The 21,498-nt window shown below is 61.7% G+C and carries 15 protein-coding genes and 1 tRNA gene; 13 read left to right on the forward strand and 3 right to left on the reverse strand.

Translation table 11 applies throughout. From position 1 onward, the window contains the following. The first annotated feature begins 17 nt into the window (after positions 1-17). Positions 18-683: a hypothetical protein gene (locus tag ATE64_RS03480; protein ID WP_058455962.1), complete on the forward strand. Its 666-nt coding sequence runs from the start codon at positions 18-20 to the stop codon at positions 681-683. Here the strand turns inward: ATE64_RS03480 and putA are convergent. After that, positions 680-3,772, reverse strand: coding sequence for a bifunctional proline dehydrogenase/L-glutamate gamma-semialdehyde dehydrogenase PutA (gene putA / locus ATE64_RS03485; RefSeq protein WP_058456038.1), 3,093 nt, complete (start codon positions 3,770-3,772; stop codon positions 680-682). The genes ATE64_RS03480 and putA overlap by 4 nt on opposite strands. A 99-nt stretch (positions 3,773-3,871) precedes the next feature. On the opposite strand from putA, the gene ATE64_RS03490 reads away from it, so the two are divergent. The 12 genes from ATE64_RS03490 (at position 3,872) to ATE64_RS03545 (ending at position 15,084) form a co-directional block, all read left to right on the forward strand. After that, entirely contained in the window at positions 3,872-4,342 is a 471-nt protein-coding gene (locus ATE64_RS03490) for an Lrp/AsnC ligand binding domain-containing protein (RefSeq protein WP_058455961.1), read from the forward strand. Between the two features lie 51 nt (positions 4,343-4,393). Beyond that, positions 4,394-4,467 (forward strand) — tRNA-Gly (locus ATE64_RS03495). A 165-nt stretch (positions 4,468-4,632) separates the two neighbouring features. After that, positions 4,633-5,841, forward strand: coding sequence for an integrase arm-type DNA-binding domain-containing protein (locus tag ATE64_RS03500; protein ID WP_058455960.1), 1,209 nt, complete (start codon positions 4,633-4,635; stop codon positions 5,839-5,841). Between the two features lie 6 nt (positions 5,842-5,847). Then, positions 5,848-6,702, forward strand: coding sequence for a hypothetical protein (locus ATE64_RS03505; RefSeq protein ID WP_058800375.1), 855 nt, complete (start codon positions 5,848-5,850; stop codon positions 6,700-6,702). A gap of 177 nt (positions 6,703-6,879) precedes the next feature. Further along, complete coding sequence (locus ATE64_RS03510; protein WP_058455958.1) at positions 6,880-7,047, forward strand: helix-turn-helix domain-containing protein; 168 nt, start codon at positions 6,880-6,882, stop codon at positions 7,045-7,047. A gap of 67 nt (positions 7,048-7,114) precedes the next feature. Beyond that, on the forward strand, positions 7,115-7,663 hold the full coding sequence (locus ATE64_RS03515; RefSeq protein ID WP_058455957.1) for a hypothetical protein: 549 nt from the start codon (positions 7,115-7,117) through the stop codon (positions 7,661-7,663). Between the two features lie 207 nt (positions 7,664-7,870). Continuing rightward, positions 7,871-8,242 carry a hypothetical protein gene (locus ATE64_RS03520; RefSeq protein ID WP_058455956.1) on the forward strand — a complete coding sequence of 124 codons (372 nt, stop codon included), beginning with the start codon at positions 7,871-7,873 and terminating at the stop codon, positions 8,240-8,242. Then, positions 8,239-10,116 (forward strand): type IV secretion system DNA-binding domain-containing protein, encoded by a 1,878-nt coding sequence (locus ATE64_RS03525; RefSeq protein ID WP_058455955.1) that lies wholly within the window; start codon positions 8,239-8,241, stop codon positions 10,114-10,116. Before ATE64_RS03520 ends, ATE64_RS03525 begins: the two co-directional genes overlap by 4 nt. Continuing rightward, complete coding sequence (gene mobF / locus ATE64_RS03530) at positions 10,116-12,899, forward strand: MobF family relaxase (protein WP_058455954.1); 2,784 nt, start codon at positions 10,116-10,118, stop codon at positions 12,897-12,899. Before ATE64_RS03525 ends, mobF begins: the two co-directional genes overlap by 1 nt. A 41-nt stretch (positions 12,900-12,940) precedes the next feature. Continuing rightward, positions 12,941-13,861 (forward strand): HEPN domain-containing protein, encoded by a 921-nt coding sequence (locus ATE64_RS03535; protein ID WP_058455953.1) that lies wholly within the window; start codon positions 12,941-12,943, stop codon positions 13,859-13,861. Between the two features lie 264 nt (positions 13,862-14,125). Beyond that, positions 14,126-14,575 (forward strand): hypothetical protein, encoded by a 450-nt coding sequence (locus tag ATE64_RS03540; RefSeq protein WP_058455952.1) that lies wholly within the window; start codon positions 14,126-14,128, stop codon positions 14,573-14,575. Continuing rightward, positions 14,572-15,084 carry a sigma-70 family RNA polymerase sigma factor gene (locus tag ATE64_RS03545; protein ID WP_058455951.1) on the forward strand — a complete coding sequence of 171 codons (513 nt, stop codon included), beginning with the start codon at positions 14,572-14,574 and terminating at the stop codon, positions 15,082-15,084. The genes ATE64_RS03540 and ATE64_RS03545 overlap by 4 nt, the downstream gene beginning before the upstream one ends. 82 nt (positions 15,085-15,166) lie before the next feature. On the opposite strand, the gene ATE64_RS03550 is transcribed toward ATE64_RS03545, so the two are convergent. Beyond that, positions 15,167-17,413: a DUF262 domain-containing protein gene (locus tag ATE64_RS03550; RefSeq protein ID WP_058456037.1), complete on the reverse strand. Its 2,247-nt coding sequence runs from the start codon at positions 17,411-17,413 to the stop codon at positions 15,167-15,169. A gap of 16 nt (positions 17,414-17,429) precedes the next feature. Next, complete coding sequence (locus ATE64_RS03555; RefSeq protein WP_197410130.1) at positions 17,430-21,497, reverse strand: hypothetical protein; 4,068 nt, start codon at positions 21,495-21,497, stop codon at positions 17,430-17,432. Position 21,498 lies beyond the last annotated feature (1 nt).

Raw genomic sequence — 21,498 nt, forward strand, 5'->3', positions numbered from 1 at the left:
CGCAAGAGGAAGAACAGATGAACAAGCTGATACCGGCGATCTTCGTGGGGGCCGCATTTTCCGCCGCGCCGGTCGCGCACGGCACCGAGCGCGTGACCTTTGCCGTGGGTGAGGGACGCTTCTCGATTCCTGTGCCCGACGGCTATTGCGTGCCGGACGGCAGCGATAGAGAACTGCTCGATCTGACAGCGTCGGGCGACAAGCAGAATATAACCCCCGTGTCGCTGATCCGATGCGAAAGGCGGAATCACCCCGACGGAATCGGGTTCGACTACGTCCTGATCAAAGCGCCGCGAAAAGTGCTTGCGGCCCGGATTGACCGCGCCGAATTCCTGAAAATGATGGCGCCGGAAATGGGCAAGGCCGACTGGCAGGATCATCAAGGCCAAGAGATATTGGGCGGCGTCTCGAAGGATATGAGCGACGCGCTAGGTTCTGACATTTCGGTCACCGGATCGATCGGCCCGCATGGGGTTGACAGCGACTGCGCCTATTTGGGCGGCACACTCGAGGTCGAAACGATAACCGGAAAACGGTCCATCCTGGTCGGCGGGTGCATGACGACGACGGGCGAAAAGATCATGACCGTCAACACTTATGCTGCGGCGGATACGCCCGGCGGCGTGGCGCGGCAGATGCGCCGCGCACACGACCTCGCCATGCAGATCAGGCCTGCACCCTAACCCGCCATCAACGCCGCATTGCCGCCCGCCGCGGTGATGTCGGTCGAGATCGACTTCTCCTCGGCGAAGCGGTGCAAATAGTGCGGGCCGCCGGCTTTCGGGCCGGTGCCCGAGAGGCCGCGGCCGCCGAAGGGCTGCGAGCCGACGATTGCGCCGATCTGGTTGCGGTTGACATAGACGTTGCCGACCTGCGCGCGCGCCGCGATATGCGCCGCGACGCCGTCGATCCGCGTGTGGACGCCGAGAGTCAGGCCGTAGCCCGAGGTGTTGATCGCATCGATAAGCTGGTCGAGCTCGCCGCCCTTCCACGTCGCAACATGGAGCACGGGTCCGAAAATCTCGCGCTTGAGGTCGGTGACATGGTCGAGACGGATCAGGGCGGGCGGCACGAAATGGCCGTCGGCGGGCAGGTTCGTCCGCCCCGCCTCGGCGATCACCCGGCCCGCCGCCCGGGCTTCGGCGACATAAGCCGCAATATTCGCTTGCGCCTCGTCGTCGATGATCGGGCCGACATCGGTCGAGAGGATCGCGGGGTCGCCGACATTGAGCTCGGCCATCGCGCCCGCGACCATCGCGATCATCGTGTCGGCGACATCTTCCTGCACGCAAAGCAGGCGGAGCGCCGAACAGCGCTGGCCCGCCGACTGGAAGGCCGAGGCGACCGCGTCGCGCGCGACCTGTTCGGGGAGCGCGGTCGAATCGACGATCATCGCGTTCGCGCCGCCGGTCTCGGCGATCAAGGTCGCGATGGGGCCGTCGCGCCCGGCGAGGCTGCGGTTGATCATCCGCGCGACCTCGGTCGAGCCGGTGAAGGCGACGCCGATGATGTCGTCATGCCCGGTAAGCGCCGCGCCGACGGTCTCGCCGCGACCGGGGAGAAACGCAAGGACGTCGCCGGGAACCCCCGCTTCGAGCAGCAGCTCGACCGCGGCGTGCGCGATGAGCGGGGTCTGTTCGGCGGGTTTGGCGAGGACGCTGTTGCCTGCAGCAAGCGCGGCCGACACCTGCCCCAGGAAGATCGCCAGCGGGAAGTTCCACGGGCTGATCGCGACGAAGACGCCCTTGCCTTCGAGGATCAGCTCGTTGCGCTCGCCCGTGGGACCGGGGAGCGCGACGGGGTAAGTGAAGTCGGCGCGCGCCTGCGCCGCGTAATAGCGGAGGAAATCGACCGCCTCGCGCACCTCGGCGATTGCATCGACCAGCGTCTTGCCGGCTTCGTCGATCGCAAGGCCGAGGAAGAGCGCGTCGCGTTCCTCGAGCAGATCGGCGGCGCGTTCGAGGCGCGCGGCGCGGAATTCGCCGCCGGCGAGGCTCCAATCGTTCTGCGCCTTGCGCGCTGCGGCGACCGCAGCGTCGACCGTCGCACGATCGGCTTCGATCACCTGGCCGACGACAGCCCCGGTCGCGGGGTTGCGCACCGGCTCGGCGGTGCCGCTCTGCGTGACGCCGCCGACGATCGGGGCGGCGACATGGTTGCTCTGGCGGGCCTTGGCGATCGCGGCGGTGAGCGCTTCGGGGACACCGGGCTCGCCGAGGTCATAGCCGCGCGAGTTGCGGCGTGCGGGATCGAAGAGTTCGAGCCCGGTCGCGATCGATCGCGGGCTGCTCGCGATACCGCGCGGGTCGACCGCTAGCTGTTCGGGGGTGACGTCGGGGTCCGAGAATTGATGCACGAAGCTGGAGTTCGCGCCATTTTCGAGCAGGCGGCGGACGAGATAGGCGAGCAGGTCGCGGTGCGTGCCTACAGGCGCATAGACGCGCACCGGGCGCGGCGGCGGATAGAGTGCCATGATCGCATCGTGCGCGCCCTCGCCCATGCCGTGGAGCCGCTGCAGCTCATAGTCGGCGCCAACGAACAGCTCGGTCACGAAGGCGAGGGTCATCGCATTGTGGCTGGCGAAGGCCGGGAAGATGCAGTCCTGCGCATCGCGTAGGATCTGCGCGCAGTGCATATAGTTGAGATCGGTATGGTTCTTCGCGGTGAAGACCGGAAAGTCGCCGAGCCCCATCATCTGCGCGCGCTTGATCTCGGTATCCCAATAGGCGCCCTTGACGAGGCGCATCGACAGCTTGACACCACGGGCGCGCGCCTGTGCGGCGACCCAGCGGATCGCCTCGGGCGCGCGCTTCTGATAGGCCTGGATCACGATGCCGAGCCCGGTCCAGCCGTCGGCGATGCCCGCGTCGATCAGCGCCGCGAACACGTCCATATGCGGTTCGAGCCGGTCGCTTTCCTCGGCGTCGATCATCAGCGGGATGTTCACGTCGCGCGCCGCGCGGGCGAGGGTGATGACGCTCGGGATCAGTTCGTCACGGACACGGTCGGCCTGCAAATATTCGTAGCGCGGATGGAGCGCCGACAGCTTGATCGAAATGCCGTGGTTGGCGTGCGGGTCGCCCGCCTTCGCATTCTTGCCGATGCGCGCGATGGCACCCGCATAGCTGTCGTAATAGCGCCGCGCGTCTTCCGCCGTGCGCGCCGCCTCGCCGAGCATGTCGAAGCTCGCGAGTTCGGTCTTCTCCTTGTCGGCGCGCTTGACCGCGGCGTCGATCGTCTCGCCCATCACGAACTGCTGGCCGAGCAGTTTCATAGCCGCGAGCGCCGCCTGGCGGATCACCGGCTCGCCCGAGCGGCGGATCATCGACTTGAGGAGCGAGAGCGGGTTCGCCTTGCTGCCCATCGCATCGAGCATCAGCGTCGCCGACCCCAAGGAAAGCCCGCGCGCCGAGAGCGCGACGATCAGCGGGCTGTCCTCGTCCTCGCCTTCCTTCCAGCGCCGCCCAGCGATCTTGTCGCGGATCAGCGCGTTCGCGGTCGCGCTATCGGGAACGCGGAGCAGCGCCTCGGCAAGGCACATCAGCACGACACCTTCCTCGGTCGAGAGGCGGTAGCGGTTCATCAGCTGCGCGACGAGCGTCTCGCGGTCGCCCTCGGCCTTCGCCTTGCGGATGAGCGCAAGCCCGCGGGCGGTTGTCGCCGCGACGGTCGCGGGCGAACGGGCGAGCTCGGCGCGCAGGTCGGCGACGATATCGGTTTCGGAACGGCGGGCGAGGGCGCGAAGCGCGGCGCGATCGTTGGGCTGGGTCATGACGCGCACCCTACAGCATCGCACCGCGGCGATCCGACCTAATATCGCGCCAAGGATTTATGTTTTGACCTAATTTGTGGCTTGTTTTAGTCGATAATCATGACGAAAGCCGACACGACAGTCGAATTGGATGATTTCGACCGGAAGATCCTCGCGATTCTGCGCAAGGATGGCCGCATCACCTTCACCGACCTCGCGCAGCAGGTCGGCCTGTCGAAGACGCCGTGCCAGCAGCGTGTACGCCGGCTCGTCGAGCAGGGCGTGATTTCGGGCTTTGCGGCGATCGTCGATCCGGCGAAGGTCGGGCTCGACCATGTCGCCTTCGCCGAGGTCCGCCTGTCCGACACGCGCGAGGCGGCGCTGCGCGAATTCAACGCGGCGGTGCGGCGGATTCCCGAGATCGAGGAATGCCACATGATCGCGAGCAGTTTCGATTATCTTCTCAAGGTCCGCACGTCGGACATGCGCCGCTATCGCACCGTACTCGGCGAGAAAATATCGAGCCTGCCGCATGTCGCGAACACCTCGACCTTCGTCGTGATGGAAACGGTTCGCGAGGCGGCCCGCTGAGGCGGCAGGCCCATTGACCACCGCCGCCCGCTGTGCCAATCGCGCGGGAACGCGGGTGTAGCTCAATGGTAGAGCAGAAGCTTCCCAAGCTTACGACGAGGGTTCGATTCCCTTCACCCGCTCCATCTTGCCGCCCACGCGCAGTCGCTGATGGTTGAAAAAACCCTGAAAATCCGCTAGTTTTTGAGCATTCACTGGCTTCCGGTGATTGCCCATGATCGCGTGTAGCTGAACGATTCGGGGGCATATCCGGGGGCCTTTCCAAAGCCCCTGAATTGCGAGGCCCCCAAATGGCGCTCACCGACACCGCGATCCGCAAAGCGAAGCCAAAAGATAAGCCTTATAAGGTATCAGATTCGGGCGGCCTTTATCTTTTGGTCAATCCGATCGGCAGCAAACTTTGGCGCGTCAAATATCGCCTCCATGGAGTGGAGCGAAAACTGGCGCTCGGCGCTTATCCTACAATTACGCTCGCCGCAGCGCGAGCGGCTAGGGATGAAGCGAAAAGACAGCTCGCCCATGCCGTCGATCCCAATACCACCAAGCGGCAGGCTCGAATCGCTGCGATCATCAGCGCGGGCAACAGTTTTTCGGCGGTCGCTGAAGAGCTGATAGCAAAGCGCGAGAAGGAAGGTGTCGCAGCCGCAACACTCGAAAAGCATCGCTGGCTTTTGCGGCTGCTAGGCCCGGAGTTCGGGCGGCGGCCGGTGGCAGACATCACGCCCGCGGAATTGCTTCACGAACTCAAAAAGCAGGAACGGCGGGGGCGCTTGGAGACGGCCAAGCAGGTCCGCGCTTTCGCGAGCCGCGTTTTTCGCTACGCCGCCGCTACGGCGCGAGCCGAACGCGATCCCGCACAGATGTTGCTTGGCGCGCTCATCCAGCCGACCGTCAAACATTTCGCGGCAATCACCGACCCAATTGAGTTTGGCGCCCTACTCCGTGCGATCGAAGGGTATGTCGGCGATCCGGCGGTGATGCATGCGCTCAGGCTAGCCCCGCATGTCTTTCAGAGGCCCGGCGAACTGCGCCAGATGGAATGGGCTGAAATCGACTTCGCGAAGGCAGTTTGGACGTTACCCGCTGCCAGGATGAAGATGCGCCAACCGCATGCGGTGCCACTGTCGCGCCAAGCACTCGCGATTCTGGAAAATATGCGTGGGCTCTCGGGCAACGGCAGATACGTGTTCCCGTCGGTACGAACACGGACTCGACCGATCAGCGACAATACCATCAATGCAGCCCTTCGTCGGCTGGGCTACTCCAAAGAGCAGATGACGGCCCACGGGTTCCGGACCTCGGCCTCCACATTGCTTAACGAGTCGGGAAGATGGAATCCCGATGCCATCGAACGTGCCCTTGCCCACATGGTCGCAGGAAGCATCCGGCGCATATATAATCAGTCGGCCTATTGGGCTGAACGCCTCGAGATGGCGCAATGGTGGAGTGATTATTTGTGTCAGCTACGTGATGGAAGCAATGTAGCCATCCCTCGCTAGGAGAAGATGGTGGAGGAACGAACGGAAGTTTTGCCGCTCCGCAGGGTTGCAGCCCGCTTCATCAACACCGATGAGCAGAGCGGCCTTGCCGAGCTTGACCGCATCACGGCGGGTGCCTCGCGCGGCATCCAGAAACGATACTGGCTCTGGTCCACCTCATTTGCGGCCACCGCTTTCGCGACAACCGTTACACTTCTTCCTGGGCTCGCCCTCACTTTCGATGAGGCGCCCGGCGCCGATGCAGTCAGGCTGATTGGATTGGGCTGTTCTGGATTGATGATCGCGGTTGGCGCATCCTGGCGCGTGTTTCAATACGGCGGGATGCAGGCATCTACGCCGCAGAATCCTGTCTATGCGGACCCGGGAGACTCTGCCGTCCGCAATCTGGAACGACTGTTCGCCATCCTTCAACTCGAAACGTCGCCGCGCGCCTTTTACCTCAACCGAAATGGCGCGCGCCGCTACGTTGACCATCGCTATTTCTTCGGAAAGCTTCGCGCCGCCCATGTGGCCAAAAGCAGCACGATCCGCAACGCGCTCTTCGGCCCTGCGGGCCTCTGGTTCGACCGCGAACTGTTCCTTGAGGCGGACGTCGACAAACTGATCGCTGACGCCAAGGCCAAACCGAGTCGCAAGGGGGCGCCGAAGCAGTACGATCATACCAATGCAATCATCGCGCTGATTGATCACCCTAAGGTGCGGGCGCTCGACATATCGAAGAAGCGCGGCAATCAGAGGGAAATCATCGAGCTTCTCGAAGATTGGTATCGCAGCAGGCGCTTAAAGGTGCCCAGCGAGACGCAGCTGGCGCCTTACGCAAACCAAATTCTGGAGACGATCGCGAAAAATCGTTCGTCTTAATCGAACCCTGAATTACCGGGGAACCACGCATTTGCGTGGTTTCCGGATTGGGGAATTACCGGGGAACAGCCACGAACGGTGGATTCCCAGTACACCCGCATGCCGTTGGAACTGCCGGCGATTAGCTGCAAATGATCCTGTCGCCCGCCGCATCGCGGCACTCCAACGGAGGCGACAATGGATGAACTCGCATACTCGATTAACCGCACGGCGAAGGCGCTCGGCGTCGGTCGCAGCACGATCTACAAGCTCATCAAGACCGGACAGGTCGATGCCCTCAAGATCGGAACGCGGACGCTGATCACCACCGCGTCGATCAGACGGCTGACTCAGACTCAGGCCTGATCCCACAGAGGGCGACACGTTGCCCACCAATCCACCGACGCATCCCATTTTATTGAAAGGACGCCGCATGGCAATTCTGAGCAAAGCCGTCGACCGGCTCACCAATTTCTTCCGTTTTGACCACAAAGTCACCCTGCGTTTCGCCGTCGCCCGATACAACGCACCCTATGTCACTCCGCTCATCGAGAAGCTGATCGCTGACGGTGAAGACGGAGATACCTACCGGTCGGCGCTAGCTGCGTGGAACCGGGCAGAGCGCCCGCCTCTCGCTCTCTATGACGGCGAAACCAGCTCATGCAGAATCGATGGTCCTTACCAGTGGGCGGGCAACCATGTTTTCCCGCTGGGTGGTCTCGTTCTCAGCTCCGGCGTCACAGCCCATCTCGATCCTTATCAGGCGAGCGATCTTCATTTTCAAATGCGGGCCGCGATCGAGCGGGCGATTCGAGCGTGGGTCGCCGATAATGGTTTGCGCGAATGTCCGATGACGCCGGTGGCGTTTGATCGCGAGGCTGCCGATCGCAAGGCCAAGACGATGATCGCCGCAAGGGGCGACGTCTTCGATCAGGATCGCATGGTCGCTCCTCCTCGCGAGGAGGGTCCGGATCATGTCTGATACGGCTGTCTTCCAGGCCAGGTTGCAGGGCCGCGATGCTACGCATCGGACCCGTAATTTGGATACACACCTCACGCACGGGTGCATCCAGCTTTTCCGCCATTTTTCGCGAGTACGATTCGACTACAGGGAGTGTAGTCTGCGTCAGACCCGCGAATTTCCGGGGATTTTCGAGAGTGCTACCCGCACTCTTGCGGGGGCGGCGTGATGAAGACTGTCCAATACACCGTCCGCGTGCCGACTGCCGTGGACAAGGCCATGCAGAAGCTCGCAGAGCAGCAGAATGTCACCCCTTACGAGATGCTCCAGCGCTGCGTGAAAGCGGGTGTCGCCGCCCAAGCGAACCCACCGACCCAAGGCGCGAACGATCGCGAGCTGGTCGCCGAACTGGCATCGGTCAGCACCGGTGTCGCTCACGTCGAGCGAATGCTCGACCGGGTTCTGTTCACCGCCTGCGCCTCTTATTGCTATGCGCGGAGTGCGGCACTCGCCGCCGGTAAGACCGAAGAGGACATCGCTGCTGAGGTCAGCCCTGCTTATGAGCGCCAGCGCCGACTCTCGCAGGAGGCGCCATCATGAGCCAGCATCAGGATCGCCGGATTCACGCTGACGCGCTGCGGCGGCATTATCGATTCAGCCAGGCAAAACGCTTCAAGCGCCAAGCCGTGATCATGATGGCGTCAGTCGCGCTCGGCGGCCTGATCGTACCTCACATGATGCTGCCCCCACGGACGATGCAAGCGACCGGCACCTATTATCTCGCGAAGGCCAAGACCTGGTTCGCGAGCGGCACGACCGCGGAACCCGGCATCATTGTCGACTATGGTGGCGAGAGGTATGAGGCGTCGGCTCGCATCGTCGCGGCGCATCCCTATTTTCAGGACTCGGCGGCAGCGACGACGTCGATGATCGTGCGGGGTTTCTGGCTCGGCTTTGGCGGATGGTTGTCGGGCCTGATCCTTTTCCGGCAAGCGATGGCACGGCGCCGCGAGCTTACGCTCCGAGACCGTTTCATCGCCGGCACGCTCGTCACGACCGAGGAGCGCATCGCCAAGCTGGCCCGCCGCGAGGCGGGCGAACGCGCACTAGCGATCGGCGCGGTCCCGATCCCGACCCGGCTGGAGACCCGGCACGTGGCGATGATCGGGACGACCGGCAGCGGCAAGACCACCGTGCTTAGGCAAATGCTCGATGGCATCGAGGCACGCGGGGAAGCGGCTTTGGTCTATGACACGAGCGGCGAGTTCATCGCGCATTACTATCGGCCCGAGCGCGGTGATATCATCCTCAATCCGTTCGACGCCCGCTGCGCCTATTGGTCGCCGTTCGCCGAGATTGCGCATCCGGCCGATGCTGACCGGATCGCGAACCAGCTCATCACCGAGACCGGGCAGCATGATCGCGACGTCTGGCTCGAGACGAGCCGCATCCTCGTGGCCAACATGATTCGGGCGCTTTGGCGCGAGGACAAGGGCACATTGCCCGATCTGCTCGATGCGCTTCAGGTGCGAACGAAGGATGACCTCAAACAGTGGCTTGGCAACAGCTCGTCGGCGCGGACCTTCGCCGACGACGCCGACCGCGCCACAGGGAGCGTGCTCTTCATGCTCGCCAAGGCCTCGAACCTGATTCAGTTCCTCCGGATGCAGGAGGGCGATGAGGCCCCGTTCGCGTTCCGCGACTTTATCTCCGGGCTCGACAAGCATGACGGCCGCAAGCCCTGGATCTTCGTGCCGCGCAAGGAGGACTATTTCGAAGCCTCGAAGCCGCTGCTCGCGTGCTGGCTGGAGTGTGCGGCAAGCGCGGTGCTCGGATTGTCGCCGTCGGCGAACCGCCGGGTCTGGTTCGTGCTCGATGAGCTGGCCGACCTTCCCCGGGTCGACAATCTTACGCGATTGCTCCCGGAAGGGCGGAAGTTTGGGGCCGCGGTTGTTCTAACTTTTCAGGCGGTAGGTCAGATGCACCATCGCTACGGGCCTCAGCTCGCCGAATCGATGCTGGGCTGTTGCAACACCAAGCTGTTCCTCCAGCTCACCGACAGCGAAACACGGCAGTGGTCCAGTAAGACAATCGGCACATGCGACGTCGAGGTTCCGACCATGACCGACGCCTTGGCCCACGGCGACGACAAGGCGCGCACGACGCTTGGTCGGCAACGCGAGACGCGGCCCGCAGTATTGGAGAGCGAATTCCGACTGCCCAAGCATGAGGGCTATCTGCTTTTCCCCGACGGCTTGCCCGTTGCGCGCATCAAACTCTCTGCAGATCATATCGCCCGTCGTGGCGAACCGCGACAGCCTGGCTTTGTCGAAGGCGACCCGAAGAATAGTCTGTGGCAGCGTTCGGTCGAGGCGCCGCCGCCCACTCCGCCGAAACTTGCTCCGCCGCCAGCGCCTTCGACGCCAGCACCACCGTCTCCTCCGACACCGCCTACGGGTAACGGGCCTGTCTAATGGTCGCGTCGGTATCCGCCCTCACCAGCTCGGCGCAGGCCAGCAGCTACTATGAGGCCGACGACTATTACGCCGATGGCGGACTGTCGCCGTCGGAGTGGAGCGGGAAAGGAGCGGAGGAGCTTGGCCTCGCCGGGGACGTCGACCGCGACCAATTTCGCGAACTTCTCGACGGCAAGATCGGCGACCAACAACTCGGCACCTTCCGCGACAGGCAGCTTGAGCACCGTCCCGGCTGGGACGTGACCTTGAGCGCGCCTAAGTCGGTGTCGATCATGGCCGAGGTTGCCGGCGACCGACGGTTAATCGCCGCCCACGGCGAGGCGGTGAAGACGGCGCTCGCCCATGTCGAAACCCATATGGCCGCGACCCGCGTCCGGCATGGCGACGCCGTCGCTCGGGAGGCGACCGGTAACCTCATAATCGCGAGCTTCCAGCACGGGACCAGCCGGGCGCAAGACCCGCAGCTTCATACCCACAACGTCATCATGAACGCGACGCACGGCGAGGACGGATCGTGGCGCAGCCTCGAACCGCGCGCGATCTATCAGCTTCAGAAGCAGATCGGCGCAATTTACCGCCAGGAGCTGGCCTTGAAGGTCCGCGAACTCGGTTATGAGATCGAGACGGCCAAGGAGTCGATGTTCGAGATCAAGGGTGTCTCGGCTGACGTCATGGCGGCGTTCAGCACCCGCAGCGCCGAGATCGAAGCGGCGCTCGGCGAGCGGGGGACGTCGCGTGAGGCCGCCAGCGCCGCGGAGAAGCAGGTCGCGGCGCTCGACACGCGGCAGGCTAAGGTTGCGGCCGATCAGGCATCCTTGGTCGCCGACTGGCGCAAGACCGCCGACCGCGCTGGATTCAATTCCGAAGCGCGGCTCGCGCTGGTTCGCGAGGCGAAATCCAATGCGGTCGGCGCGACTGGGTTAGCGGAGCAGGCGAGTGCGGCCGAGCGCGCGGTGGCGCATGCCGCCGACAAGCTCGGCGAACGGCAGTCGGTCTTTTCGGTCGCCGCGTTGCACGAGGAAGCGGGTCGTGTGGGACTAGGGAAGGTCAGCTATGCCCAGATCGCAGCGGCGATTGAGACCGCAGGCGCACGCGGTGAGCTGGTTGACCGCACCTTCCTGGACCGACGCGGTGCGGAGTTTGCCGGGCTCACCACGCATCAGAATATCGAAGCAGAAATGCGCTTGCTCCGGATCGAAGCGGAAGGTCGCGGCGCGTTTACCCCAATCGCGTCGCCGCTAGCGACAGCAAAGGCGGTCGCGGTCGCATCACGTCAGGCCGAGCGTGACGGTTTTGCGTGGAATGCCGATCAGCGCGCGGCGACCGAACAACTTCTGACCAGCCGAAACCGGATCACCGCGGTGCAGGGCTATGCAGGGACCGCGAAGACGACGACGGTCCTCGCGACCTTTGCCCGGGAGGCGGAAGCGCGCGGGGTGTCGGTCGTTGCGCTCGCGCCGACCGCATCGGCGGCGATGGTGCTCGGCGAGGCGTTGGGGACGCGCGGCGACACTGTCGCGCGACATATGCTGTCGCCCTTACCTTCCGCGTCCGGCCAACCTGCCGCGTGGATTGTCGACGAGGCTTCGCTGCTCTCCGCGCGCGACACCGCGCGCCTCTTCGATCTCGCCGAGCAGCATAATGCCCGCGTCGTCCTGGTCGGCGACGTGAAACAGCTCGGATCGGTCGAAGCCGGCGCGGCTTTCGCGCAGCTCCAGACTGCGGGCATGGAAACCGCCAAGCTCGCCGAGATCGTCCGGCAGACAAATAGCGCGACCAAGGACGCGGTTTTGGCGTCTATCGAGGGCGACGCAAAGAAGGCGCTGTCGGCACTCGATCGCGGTGGCGGCGCGATCATAGAGGGTACTGATCGCGCCGACCGCTTCGCTGCGATTGCCGATCGCTATGCGGGGCTCGACAAGGCCAGCCGCGCTCGCACGCTCGTCATCGAACCTTCGCGCGAAGGCCGCGACGCATTAACTGCGGATATTCGTCAGGCACTCCGTCGATCGGGCGCGCTCAGCGGACCGGCCGTCATAGTGGAAAGCCTGGTCAACAAAGGCCTCACTCGCGCCGAGGCTCGCGATCCGCTGAGCTATGACAAGGGCGATGTCATTCGCTTTTCGCAAGATTACGCCGACAAGGGTGTCACGCGCGGTGAGGCTTTCCGTGTCGAAAGCGTCGATCCGGCCAAGGCTGCGGTCGCTCTGCGATCAGAAGACGGCCGCGATGTGGATTGGCGGCTGCGCCAATGGGGCGCTGGCAAGGTGCAAGTGTTCGAGGCGCAGCGGCTGGAACTCAGAGCCGGAGACAGCATCCGGTTCACGCGCAACGACCGCGAGGCCGGGCGGGTAAATGGCGCGCGTGTGGAGGTGACGGCGGTCAATGCCGATACCAGGACCGCCACCATTCGGGGGGCGCGTGGGCAGGTCCAGACGTTGCGGTTCGATACGGCTCGTGACCGACATATCGCGCACGGCTATGTTGATACAGCCTTTGCCGCCCAAGGCCGGACGGCCGATCATGTGATCATTCATGCCGACAGCCGGGCCACCAATCTGGTCGACCAGAAAAGCTTCTATGTCGGGATCTCGCGTGCGAAGCAGTCGGCGACGATATTCACCAACGATCGCGCGAAGCTCGTCTCCGCGATCAACGAGCGTGCCGGCACGGTCCAGACCGCGATCGCGCATGCTGCAATCGCCCAGCCCCTTGCCGCGAAGGCGAGCGCATCCGGATTGGCGAAAACTCTGTCTTCCCGTTTTGGTGCCGGGCTTTAGCCCTTGCCAAATCCCGCAATGTTCCCGAAGATTCTTGCGACATGCGCACCGACCTCGATCATCTTCCTGCCGCCAAGCAGCGCGAGCTTGAACGCGTCGTCGAGACCATCTTCGACGAGTTTCGCGGCGCCACGGAGAATGCGACCGGGCCGCGCAAAGGCGCGCGTATCCTCAAGATCATATTGTTTGGCAGCCATGCCCGCGGCGATTGGGTCGACGCGCCCTTGTCGGCGAACCAGTATAAATCTGACTACGACATTCTCATAATCGTCAGTCAGAAGGAGCTCACCGACCGCGCTGCTTATTGGGCGAAGGCCGAGGAACGGCTGATCCGCGCCTACACGATCGAAAAGACGCTGCACACGCCGGTCAACTTCATCGTCCACAGCTTGCATGAGGTGAACGACGGGCTTTCGCATGGCCGCGTTTTCTTCATGGAAGTCGCGAAAGACGGAACTGCGCTTTACGAAGCGGATGATAGCGAACTGGCTGCCCCAAAGCCGAAATCGCCGAGCCAAGCGTTCGCCGCGGCCAAGGACTATTTTGAGGAGTACATGCCGGCCGCGCAGTATTCGCTCGAACGCGCTCGGACCAGCGTCGGTGACAATCAGCTAAAATACGCTGCCTTTGACCTTCATCAGGCGACAGAACGACTTTATCAGGGCCTTCTGCTCACGCTGACGTTCTACACGCCCTACAATCACAACATTGCGTTCCTGCGTTCGCTCGCCGAAGGTTTGGACCGCCGACTTTACGGCATCTGGCCGGAGGACAGTCATCGCGAACGGGCGATGTTTCAGAAGTTGAAGGAAGCTTACACCAAGGCGCGGTATTCCAAACATTACAAGATTAGCGAGGAAGAGCTGTCCTGGCTTGGCGAGCGTGTCGAGGAACTCGGCCGCGTCGTGCATCAGGTCTGCTCCGACAAGATCGCCGAGTTAGAGGCGGCGGCGCGCAAGTAGGCGCTGGCATCCGGCGACTTGCCGGGAATCCCGGATTCTGGCATAATCCACCTTACGGAATGGAATGACTGGCGGCCATTCCGGGGATAATCCTGCCAGGCATCATGTAGGTCCGGCCGCGTGTCGGACGGTTGCTGATAGTCGCACGAGCGGCGCCACAGCGAACACCGCTTGCTCATCCGCGCACGAATGCGCGGACCGCCGCGGTGCGAGCTACAAATGACTACCCCACATTCAAACGACGTTTACGCGCGCGAAGTCGTGATGGCGCGCGTCGGCCATCTTATTCGCCGCAAACAGGGAGAAATTGAGCGCATTGTCCGCATCCTGCGCGGCCTGTTCGACCCCTCGCAGGTGCCGGCCCCAGAGCCGGGACGGATCAAGCGCATCATCCTAATCGGACCCTATGCGCGGCGATCCTGGTACGAAGACAGCCGAACGATCGAATTTTCCGATTACGAATTCTGGGTCGTCGTTAATCATCCCCTCTTCACCGACGAACGCTGTTGGCGGCGGGCGCGGGCGACAATCGACCGCGAACTGGGCAATCGCTGTGCCGTCCATGATGAGATCTATTCCAAGTCCGACATTCGCACGGCAAAGGCCGAGCGCGACACTTTCATTCTCGACCGGCTCGAGGCCGGCATCACTCTCTATCGCGCTTCGCGGGATGCGCCGCTGCCCAAACGCGCTGGTCAGGGGTCGGGAGTATGACGGCCCCGGGCACCTTTGCGTCGTTCGACGAATTTTACCGGAGCCAGAATAGGCAGCTGTTCCACTTTTTTAAGCGCCGCGTAGGACGGGAGGACGCCGCCGATCTCACCCAGCAGGCATTCACAGGGATGCTCCGTACCGGAGCATTTGAGCGGGTCGAAAACCCCCGCGCATATCTGTTCCGCACAGCCCGCAATCTCGTGATCGAGCGGGCGCGCCGCCGACAGCGCAAAGAAACGGGATTATTTCCGCTGGATGAAGGACGTGACGCACCGGTCTGCCCAGACCAGGCATGGGCGATGGAGGCTTCGGATTTGCGTCGTGGCTTGCGGCGCGCAATTCTTGCAATGCCGCGTCGTACCCGACGCATATTCCTGATGCACCGGCTGAAGCACCAAACCTATCGGGAAATTGCGGAAGAAATTGGCATCCGTGAACAGGGAGTTGAATATCATATGATGCGCGCCCTCGCGCGATTTCGAAAGGCGGTGGCGTTTCAAAGGTGGTGAACTGGGCAGCGATGCATGTGCGGGACGGCGAGCCGTGCGCCTCACTATCATCGGATTGATGGTTTATGGCTACACAGCCATATCAAACCTTGAACCGGTGATTGATGTAGTCGGTAATTGTAGCGCCGCTCAGCTCCGTGGTGGCATTGCCGCCACGAACGAAGAGCCGCTGCTCCTTGCCGTCCTTAAGGAACGCTGCCTTCGGCCCGGGCTCACAACGGACGATGAGAACCCGTTTACCCTGCTGATCGTCAAAATGAGGATGGACATAAGGAAGGAACACCTCTCCAATCCGATCCTTAATGAGATTGACGAGGTGCAGTCCCATCTTGTCCTCGTTAGGGAAGCCATCGGAATCGATCCCGAGCACTTCGCCATCATCAGCGACCCCGATGAGCAGCGTGCCGCCCTTGGCATTCAGAAAGCCCGCAATTGTCTTGAGCGCAGACAAGTGCATTTTTTCATCGGGCTGACTCGTGTGCAGATTGATGCGGAGCGTGGATTTGAACTCAACGGCTCCAGTTTCGCCGCCCGAAATCAACTCTGCAACCGAGGGCGGTGACACGGCCTCGATGACTGCGTCACCGCGGAGCCGCTCCCATGCGCGCCGGACGACCTGCGCCATGCGGAGGCGGCGCTCAACTAGAAATTGATCGTAGGGCAGTTCCCACCAGAGGTGCGGCAGGGCGTGCAGACCGTACACGCGCTCCCGTTCCGCAGCCGTGATCTGGGAATCAAGCGCCGGGACATACTCCGCAGGGGGCTGCTTCCCGATCTTGATGTTGTCCGGCCATTCAACCGGCGCGAAATTGGCAATCTGATTGATCAGCTTCAGGTCGGTGACGCCCTGAGCTTCGAGATAGGCACGCGGGAACAGATGGTGTTGTTCCAGCGATGCTTTCGATCCCTTGATCGCCGGATCAACCATGGCCGCAAGTTTGAGCGGGCTGAAAAGCGCAGGCGCATCGAGCATGATGAGCGAAGCCTGATAGGCGAAAAGCGTCGGGCTGCGCGCCGCCGATGTAGCGAGCTGGCTGGGCAGCGTGATTTCCCAGTAATCATTGGTCAGCGCCGTATCGCAAATCTCGCGGAGTTTCGCGACGAACACTTCACCACTTGCCAGATCGCGGACCTGACCAAGATCGGCTTCGAACCGGGTTTCGGGAGAACTTGTGTATCGCCCCGTCATCGATGCCATGAAATAGAATTCGGCGATAGCCTGCCGCATCCGGGTGCGGTCGATGCCGTAGTCCCGGATGCCGATGAGGTAGAGCACATAGCTGAAGATGATGGCCGCTTCCGAGCTGACCATCTTCTGGCCACGGTATCCCGCCAGCTTGAGCGCATCGAGAAAATGGTGCCAGTTGGCGAGGTTTAGAACCGCCATCTGCGCTTCGCGCATCAGGGTGAACTGCCCCTCGCGCTTGTCGGGATTGTCTACGCCGGTCGCCGCGTCCTTGCCACGTAACGCGCTGTAGACATTGGCAAGCCTCGCCCGCTTCAGCGCCAGCCCTACGGTGGCGCGCAGCATCTGGTCCGGCGAAGGCTTGATGAAATGGTTGTATGGCGACGCCTGCCCTTCGCTCGGCACGGTGGCGTGGAGCGAGAAGTTCTCCAGCTCGACACGGCCATCTTCCCAGAACACCGACATCAGCGTCATGATGAAGTCGGCCTGGTTGAGCGCCTTGCCCTTGCCGTTGATGCGCACGAAGACTTCGGCGATGGTTTCCTCATCGACCGACGATGCCAGTGTCAGTGCGACGAAATTGTAGTTCGGCAGATTGCGAAGATGGTCGATGGCATCTTCAATGGCCGTTTCCTCCTCATCGGAAATCTCCCGGATTTCCTTGAGTTGAGAGAGAAACGCCTTGCGGAACGCGCCAGCCTTGAAGTCCGGCCTCCACAGCACGGAGATATCCGGGATGAAGGCACGGTCCTTCTTGATGGCCGCATCGGCCACGTCGAACCTGCCAGACAGCGGGTTGAACGCGATCTGGATACGCTCCTTCTTGAAGTTGGAGCGGAGGACTTCCATTCCCTTCACCACGGCATAGAGCGAGGTCAGGCGCTGCTGGCCATCGACAATCGCCAGTTCCGGCACCGACTGTTTCGGGCCAGTGCCAATGCTCTTCAGACCTCCATCTGCGCCGGTCTTCCAGAAAAGTAGAAAGCCGGCGGGATAGCCGCGATACAGGGAGTCGAAAAGATCGCGCACGTTGACGTTTGGCCAGACAAAAGGCCGCTGCAATTCCGGCAAACCGATCTTGCCCATGTCGATGTCTTCGATCAGCGACGAAATCGGAACATTGCTGGTAGTGAAAATTGCCATCGGAAGCCCCTGCAACTCAATCCCGGATATCCGCATCGGGTTGCCCGGCCATCAGCGCGTTGATCCACAGCAGCGCCAGTTCGGGGCTGCGGTAGCGCCCGGAATAGCGGGCGCGTTCGTCGCGTTCGACTATCGGGAAGGTGGAATAGATGTAGTGAATGTCTTCGCGCGACTTCGCCGGGTTTGCCCCGTCCCACACACCGTAGAGAATGAAATAGAGCGCATCGAGCTTCGCCCGCAGCATAAAGCGGCGTTCTTCGTCCCATTTGAACGGTGGAAGGACTTCGCCCTTCGCATCAACATGCCCCAGATCGCGAGCGAAGGGAGCCATGTCATGCGCGGTGTAGGTCAATTCGAGTACGGCTTCGCGGACGATGTCCGCTGCGGTCTTTGCACCGAATTTCCGAGAATATGCTTCTGGTGGAATTATCGGCAATTGAGCAAGGATGTATTTGTTTAAGCTTCGGCTTTGAATTTTCTGCCGAGCCACGAAATCCGTGAACGATGATGCGAGATTTGCCTGCAATTGGGTCAGTTGATGCGCGTCGGGCTTATCCCAAGTCAGAATGGGCAACTTATTTCCGTATGCCCCGCGCGGGACCACGGCACTGATAACACTGCGGGAATTATTCGTGTTGCAGATGTCGTTGAACCCAATTGCATATGGAAAATCAGGGTCAGCATCACTTTCAAGGATCCAGTACCTTGGGACTGGAAGAAAGTCGGGATTTTCCAAGTCTGTTAGTTCGCTGTGAACAGCAACACCTTGGCCACTGATCCGTTCTGTTGGGTTCCGAACTCCAGCATACCGATGGTTGTAAATGCTAACCATCTTGCCCTCATAGAGACGGAACCAAAGGCCTTTCGCGGATTGAAAACATCCTTCGCCAACAGGCCAAGCTCCTTCCTGTTCGGTGAGTATCTTGGCTGTTCGAAAGCCCTCGCTCCTGCTCGTCATATTCACCATCTGACGATATTTGATTGGATAGAGCGGTCGTTCGTTCCGACCTTGCCCCTCGATAAGGATCGGGAAGTCATCATAGGCCTTCGTAAGCAACCGTAGGCCATCGGTTGTCCGAAGTATCGGCATAGTGCCCGTGTTTGGATTAAGCCGGTTGAGGGTTTCCTTCGACAACTCAACCGGCTGCGGCGCGTCCTCGTCCGTGGGCAATTGATGCAGCTTCACTGCGTAGTCAAATTTCCTGAATCTCCTCGATTTTCCTCCAAGGATGAATACAGTGGGCTGATCTTCAGCATGAACATCTTCAAAAAGCCAATGCCTGCGATTTTCGAAAGCGATGAATGCCTTGAGGTGATCGCCTGCCGTAACGCTTTGAATGAAGCTTGAAACGTTGTGATCGGTCCCAATGCCGATGGGGGTTAGCAACCCAATCATGCCATTTTCTCGAATGAGCTGACGCGAACGTTCAACAAAAATTTTGTAGATGTTAAGCTTGCCCGAATTCAGCTCGCAGTATGCGCCGCCTGATCTAACGATCTTTGACGCCTGCGTCCTGCGCTCTTGGGCTTCGTTAAACTGGCGCAGCAGATCGGGTCGCAGCTCCTTCAATGCAGCAATCATCTCTTGGCGCTTCGACTTAAGTGGTTCGAGAGCAATCTGCGGATCACGCGCAGCAAACCAAGGTATCTCTTCGAACTCGAAGCGGTCCCAGGGGGGATTGCCGACGATGGCGTCAAATCCACCCTTGCGTTCGCCGCTGGCCCAGTCCTGCCACACGCCCGGAAAGGCGATCTGCCAGTTGAGAAACCGCTCTTCCTCGATCAGTTGGCGGGCGTTGCGCCATATTTCGGTAAAGGCTTCGACCTCTGCCGGACGAGCCTTGCCGCCTTCCGGCTCCTTGCGCCCGCGCGAAATGGGGATGGCATCCCCGAACCGGCCATCGAGCCACAGCCGCACCAGCGCCTTCCCGTCCTTGTCGAGATTGAGCCAGTCCAGCGCGTGCATGAAGCTGACAAAGCCATCCAGCTCGCCCGTCATCAGCTCGACATCCTGCCACATGGCAGCGGAGCGGTGAGCCTCGGCAATTTCGGCGTCGGTCAGTGCCTCGATGGTCTTCATCGCCTCGGCACTGCGCTGGGCATTGCGCAGCGCCTCGTTCCAGAGCAGTTCGCCACCCAGCTTTGCCGCCTTGTCGATGGCATCGCGCACCCACAGGCCGAACAGGCTGTCACCACAGCGCAGGTGATGATCGATGAAGGATAGCGGCGCGCCGACGGTAAAGGTGTGCAGCCACAGTGCGACCTTGGCCAGTTCCACGGCCATCGGGTTCTTGTCCACGCCATAGACGCAGCGTTTCAGCACCATGCGGCGCACGATGTGGCGATCATCGAGCTGGGATTCGTCTATCGCCCAGCCCTCTTCACGGGCGTTCTTCAGGATGGTGCGGCGGATTTCGCCGATCCTGTCGGCCAGCGGACTGGCGTAATCAATGCCAGCCTGTTCCGCCGCAGCAGAGGCTTCGGCCATGGCTTCCAGAACCTTGTCGGCCATGAGATCGACCAGACTGACCAGAAAGTGCCCGGACCCCATGGCAGGGTCGCAGACACGCAGCCGCAGGATGGCTTGTGCCGGATCGGCATCGCCCAGTTCGGCCCGGACATAATCTTCCGCATCGCCCTTCCTGATCCGGCCTATCGCCGCCACGAAACCGGCATTCGCATCGGCGAACAGCGGCTCAAGCGTCTTCTCCAGGATCAGAGTGACCAGTTCGTCGGGCGTATAGTAGCTGCCGCTGTTCTTGCGCGCGAAGGCATTGGGGCGGACAGCGATAACACCGTCCTCGCGAACGACCTCATGCTCCAGCAGCCGCTCGTAAATCGATCCGAGTTGCTGGACGGTAAGGTCGCGGTAATTGATGTAGCGCCGATCACTGCTCTGCCGCTCGAACGACAGCTTGTCGATGACCGGAGCTAGAACGCTGTCCGGCAATCGGATCTGGTCAAGCAGCGGGGTCTTGGCTGGCGCGAACAGGCCGCCATTGTAGGGCGGAATGCCGATCGAAGCATCACCCCGGTCAACGATGCGGGACAGATCGGCAATCCGGCCCCAAATCTGCGATGCGGTTACGGAGAACGCATCGCCGCGCCCCATGCGATCACCGACTTCGAGCCGCTTTGGCCGGAGCGCATAGTCGTCATAGCCATCGGAGTTGACCGGCAGCAGATCGCGATCTTCGGCATACAGCAGGAACAGCAACCGATAGAGCAGGACAAGGGAAGCGTCGCGCACTTCCTCCAGCGGCGTCTGGGGTGATGCCCCCGCAATCGCCGTGGTTAGTGCCGGGAAGATTTCGTCGAAAACGAGCTTGGACAGCGACTTGGCAACGCGCTCTTCATAGAACGCAGCTTCAGCCCGCGCGCGTTCGTGGAAGGAGCGGCCATCGGCACCGGTCTTGGCGAACGCGGTGCGCGAGAACACTGCCGCGAAGACGCGCAGGGCATGGTTGCACGCATCATCATCGTTGACGCTTTGGTCTTGGACATCGAGCGCAAGTGCGCCAGCGAGATCGACCTCTAGAAACTCTTCACTGACTGACCGCGCGCCCGCCCAGTAGAGCCGCCAGCGTGAGCCATTCGTGAGGATGCCCCAACGCAAACCATGCTCGCTGTTATCACCGATGCGGCGCAGATAGCGCAGCATCTGGGTGGAGGGCGCGACCGCATCTTCGCGTCCCACCGCACGATCCAGCGGCCTTGCCCAGCGCTTGCTCTCGACAACGGCAGCGCCATGTTCGTAGCGACGCCATTCCTCCGGCTGGGCATTGGCGCGATCCTTGGCGTCATCGTCAATGAACAACAGGCCATCGGGAACGTCGAGTCTGCCACCAGCGGAGAGATTCTGTTGCCTCAGGCTCTCCGACCAACCCAATTCGGCAAGAATTGGCCAGATGAAATCATCTTCCGTCTGGCTTTCATTCGGCGATGATTCTCGCGGGAACCGGTCCGCGATAGCGATCAGGGCAGATCGAAGCGCATCAACATCAACCGCCCGGTATTCGGTCGATTGCCGGATGGCTTCTTCAAGATAATCAGTCGTTAGGAACGATCCGGCGAACAATTGCATT

Origin of the sequence: Sphingopyxis sp. H073, assembly GCF_001468395.1 — a bacterium.
Taxonomy (GTDB): Bacteria; Pseudomonadota; Alphaproteobacteria; order Sphingomonadales; family Sphingomonadaceae; genus Sphingopyxis.

Coding starts and splice junctions, on each gene's coding strand:
- ATE64_RS03515 (WP_058455957.1), top strand. CDS start 7,115: ATGGCAATTCTGAGCAAAGCCGTCGACCGGCTCACCAATTTCTTCCGT.
- ATE64_RS03490 (WP_058455961.1), top strand. CDS start 3,872: ATGACGAAAGCCGACACGACAGTCGAATTGGATGATTTCGACCGGAAG.
- ATE64_RS03550 (WP_058456037.1), bottom strand. CDS start 17,413: ATGGCAATTTTCACTACCAGCAATGTTCCGATTTCGTCGCTGATCGAA.
- ATE64_RS03540 (WP_058455952.1), top strand. CDS start 14,126: ATGGCGCGCGTCGGCCATCTTATTCGCCGCAAACAGGGAGAAATTGAG.
- ATE64_RS03535 (WP_058455953.1), top strand. CDS start 12,941: ATGCGCACCGACCTCGATCATCTTCCTGCCGCCAAGCAGCGCGAGCTT.
- ATE64_RS03520 (WP_058455956.1), top strand. CDS start 7,871: ATGAAGACTGTCCAATACACCGTCCGCGTGCCGACTGCCGTGGACAAG.
- ATE64_RS03510 (WP_058455958.1), top strand. CDS start 6,880: ATGGATGAACTCGCATACTCGATTAACCGCACGGCGAAGGCGCTCGGC.
- putA (WP_058456038.1), bottom strand. CDS start 3,772: ATGACCCAGCCCAACGATCGCGCCGCGCTTCGCGCCCTCGCCCGCCGT.
- ATE64_RS03500 (WP_058455960.1), top strand. CDS start 4,633: ATGGCGCTCACCGACACCGCGATCCGCAAAGCGAAGCCAAAAGATAAG.
- ATE64_RS03525 (WP_058455955.1), top strand. CDS start 8,239: ATGAGCCAGCATCAGGATCGCCGGATTCACGCTGACGCGCTGCGGCGG.
- ATE64_RS03505 (WP_058800375.1), top strand. CDS start 5,848: ATGGTGGAGGAACGAACGGAAGTTTTGCCGCTCCGCAGGGTTGCAGCC.
- ATE64_RS03555 (WP_197410130.1), bottom strand. CDS start 21,497: ATGCAATTGTTCGCCGGATCGTTCCTAACGACTGATTATCTTGAAGAA.
- ATE64_RS03545 (WP_058455951.1), top strand. CDS start 14,572: ATGACGGCCCCGGGCACCTTTGCGTCGTTCGACGAATTTTACCGGAGC.
- ATE64_RS03480 (WP_058455962.1), top strand. CDS start 18: ATGAACAAGCTGATACCGGCGATCTTCGTGGGGGCCGCATTTTCCGCC.
- mobF (WP_058455954.1), top strand. CDS start 10,116: ATGGTCGCGTCGGTATCCGCCCTCACCAGCTCGGCGCAGGCCAGCAGC.